At 28.5% G+C, this 3811-nt stretch carries 3 protein-coding genes; 1 reads left to right on the top strand and 2 read right to left on the bottom strand.

What is annotated here, in order from left to right; all coding sequences use genetic code 11:
- Positions 1-1087, top strand: a 1087-nt coding sequence (locus EZH24_RS08550; RefSeq protein ID WP_236847133.1) for an LptF/LptG family permease, incomplete at its 5' end; no start/stop codon positions are given.
- A gap of 497 nt (positions 1088-1584) precedes the next feature.
- Here EZH24_RS08550 and EZH24_RS08545 read toward each other — a convergent pair.
- Together EZH24_RS08545 and EZH24_RS08540 are read right to left on the bottom strand one after the other, a co-directional pair.
- Positions 1585-2250 (bottom strand): hypothetical protein, encoded by a 666-nt coding sequence (locus EZH24_RS08545; RefSeq protein WP_137998745.1) that lies wholly within the window; start codon positions 2248-2250, stop codon positions 1585-1587.
- Between the two features lie 663 nt (positions 2251-2913).
- Positions 2914-3811, bottom strand: an 898-nt coding sequence (locus EZH24_RS08540) for a His/Gly/Thr/Pro-type tRNA ligase C-terminal domain-containing protein (RefSeq protein ID WP_236847132.1), incomplete at its 5' end; no start/stop codon positions are given.

The following is a 3811-nucleotide window of genomic DNA, read 5'->3' as shown; positions in this document are numbered from 1 at the left end:
ATTTTATAATATTAAAATGAAAAAGTTAAATTATTATCTTCTATCCGAATTTCTTACTCTTTTTTTTGGCTCTTTATTTCTGTTTGTGGTTTTGGTAACGATTGCCGATTTGAGTAGCAAGTTATCTTATTATACGGAACATGCAGAATATATGAATTATTTTATAACTTATCATATAGCGAGAATTCCGCATAATATGTATTATATATTTCCCGTCTCTCTTATGTTTTCTTCGACTTATGTTTTGGGAACTTTCGTAAAAAATAAAGAAATGCTTGCCGTTCAAAATTCGGGGATAAGTTTGTTTAAATTTTCTTCTCCCGTTTTTATAATAGTTATAATTTTATGTTTATTGCTCGTTCTTTTTTGGCAATTTGTAGCCGCTCCTTCCAATAAAATTTCATTCGAGGCGGACGATAAGGGAAGAGGACGAACGGAAAGTGACGCCAGCGGAACTTGGAATATTTTCGGCGGGAATAGATATGTTTATTTTATAGACAATTATTCTTATAGCGGAGAATATATGACCAACGCGATAATCATAAAATTAAAAGAAGAGGGCGGAATAGAAATGAGATTATCCTCTCCTTATATAGAATGGAATAAGGAAGAGAGAAAATGGTATGCCGAAAGCGGAATATTGGCAAAATTTGACGAAAATAACAATATAACGGTAGAAGAAGTCAAACATTATCCTTTGGATGTTTTGGAACGTCCCGAACATTTTGGACAGAGACCGATTTTGGACACTATGAGTTTGACGGAAGAAATGAGATTAATTAAACTTCGTAAAGAGGTTCATATGAGCACGGCGCTTTTGGAAACCGATTTGCATTATAGAATTTCTTATTGTTTTTCGGGCTTTATTATCGTTCTTCTCGCTTCGTTATTTTCAAAATTTTCAACCCACAGCGTTTTGGTGGTAAGTTTGGTGATGGTTATAGTCGTGGCTTTGCTTTATTATTCCGTTCTTATGATATTTCGCTCGATGGGAGACGGAGGCGCTATAAATCCTTTAGTCGCCGCTTGGATGCCGAATATAATATTCGCTTTTCTTTGTTTAGTGGCTTTTAAGAAATTTTATTAAAATATAATTTTACTTTATATAAAATGTTTTTAAAAGAAGACGAATTATGACCGCATTGGATTATATAATAAATGGATTTATAAATATTTTTGCTTTATCTACAAGATTTATTTTTTATATTTCGCCTTTTTTACCGCTTGTATTTATAATTTTTCTTTTAAATAAAAATAAAGATATGGCTTGCCGCATATCGTTTAAAATAATGGTAATATCTTTTATTTTTGGTATTGTTTTTTCTATATTAGGCAGTATATTATTTATATTTTCGATGCCTAGACATGGAGGAAGTGGCTTATTTCTACTATTACCTATAGGCGCTGGAATGATAATTATTTTATGCGGATGGATTATCGCTATTATAGTGTGGATAATATTGAAATGCTTAACGCTTAAAAAATAAAGTAAAATGCCAAAAGAAATTTTAAAAAATGAGAATAAAACCGAAGACTAAGAAGGCAAATAATAAGATAAAAGCGATAGTTTATAATTTAGGTGTTTCAATTTACCTTCATAAAATATTTTCTTATTCTTTCAAAAGCTTCTTTATCTTTATCGTTAAAATCGTTATCGTTTACTATTTTAGAATAAATTTTTTCCAATTTAGGATAGTTTATATTTTTTGATAATTTAGCCGAAATTAAACCGATTATACAATGAGTATTAAGCCCCGAACAATTTGGATTATAATCGAGCGGATTTTCATTATATAAATTGTCTATAGATTTTATATTTGAATATTTTTCAATATAATTTAATCCGTATTTATAAATTAAATTTAATGTTTTATCAATCGCTTTGTCAATTTCTCTTAAGCTAAAAATTTTAAATCTATCTTTTTGATTATATTGCATTTTCCAGCGAGTATCTTCGTTATATTTGTTTTTAAAATATTTTTCAAGAAATAAAAGATTTATAAAAGCCGTGTAATTCAAATCATAACCGCTTATTTTGCATGCGTCATGTATTTGATTTATTTTAATCGCTACAAACGGGAATAAATGTATTTCGTCTTGCCAATAATTATAATCGAATTGAAAAGCGCAAGTATATTCTTTTGTCGATTTTTTAATTTCAAAATCTTTTTTAACTATTTTAAATTTTCTTTCTTTTGCAAATTCTTCAAATCCTAATAAGAAATTATTTTTTACTTCGATTAGTTTCATAAATTATTTTTTTCATTAAAAACCTAAAACTTTGATTAATTTATTATAACATTTTTTATTTAATTAATCTATTGACTTTTATTAAAAAATTTACTATACTATAAATACATTAATTAAATTTCGTGGAGTCAAAAAATGAAAATTAAAAGTAAAGAAAACTACTGTAAATTTGTTATTCAATTCAATTCAATTCAATTCCTAAAATTGTATCTTTAATCTCATTATTATTTATATTATTATTTTCAATTAGTTGTAAATCTAATGAAGAACCAGAACCATTTAATGAAGAACCATCTAATAATGAAGAACCGACTGAAAAAAGTCCTAAATATTTAGAGCTTGTAGGTAGTTGGAAAAATGATAACTATAATAATATATATACACTTACAATTAATAATAATGGCGATATAAAACTTGAAAGAAATGGTTTTAGTCATACTTATAGTGGAAAAATTGCCAATAATTTTGATTATCCTTATACTACAGAAATAGTTACTACTATTGGTTCTACAACTCGAATAGGAACGATTACATTCAATAGTGCATCAGTTTGCACTGGTTCTTCTCTATGGTATAGAGGCTGGGGAAGTTGGACTTCATATTCATTTATTTTTACAAATGTAAGTATATAAAATAATTAGAATAATTCATTAAGGTGTCTTTTTATTTGTTTATTTCGTTAAATAATTCCGCTTTTTTATTTTTAACATATTCGACAATATCGTCAATTTTAATCTCTTCGGTTTGAGCGGAATTTCTCAATTTGAATTCGACTATTCCTTTTTCTAAAGATTTTTTTCCAACGATAATTCGCATTGGAATTCCTATCAAATCGCAATCGTTTAATTTTACGCCGAGTCTTAAATTTCTGTCGTCAAGCAGAGTTTCAATTCCCGCAGAGTTTAGAAAGTCGTAAATTTCAATCGCTTTATCAAAAGAATCTTCTCCTTCCTTATCGACTGCAACTATTATGACTTCGTAAGGAGCGACTGAAATCGGAAAAATTATTCCTTTGTCGTCAAAGTTTTGTTCTATAATCGAAGCCAAAGTTCTATTTAATCCTATTCCATAACATCCCATTATTGGAAAAACTTCTTTATTATTTTCGTCCAATACTTTAAAATCGAAGGCTTTTGTATATTTGTCGCCCAATTTGAAAATATGTCCCAATTCCAAACCTTTTTTTTGATATAATTTTTCGCCGCATTGAGGACATTTGTCTCCTTCTTTTGCAACTCTAAAATCTCCCCAAATATCTACTTTGATATCTCTTTCAATATTTACATTTTTTATATGAATGTCGTCTTTATTTCCGCCGACTATCGCTTCCGAAACCGTTTTTATTGAATGATCCGCATAGATTTTTATTTTCTTTTTTAATCCTATGGGAGATGCAAATCCAATTTTCGCCCCCGTAATTTCTTTAACTGTTTCTTCGTCCGCCAATTCTATTTCGAGTCCGCCCAAAGAGTTCGATAATTTTGTTTCATTAATTTCCAAATCGCCTCTTATGATAACGGCTATAATTTCGTTTTCTATAACGGCTATAATTTCGTTTTCT

Source organism: Brachyspira catarrhinii (assembly GCF_005518285.1).
Taxonomy (GTDB): domain Bacteria; phylum Spirochaetota; class Brachyspiria; order Brachyspirales; family Brachyspiraceae; genus Brachyspira; species Brachyspira catarrhinii.
Note: the sequence above shows the minus strand (reverse complement) of the source record. Positions and strands in the feature narration are given on the sequence as shown.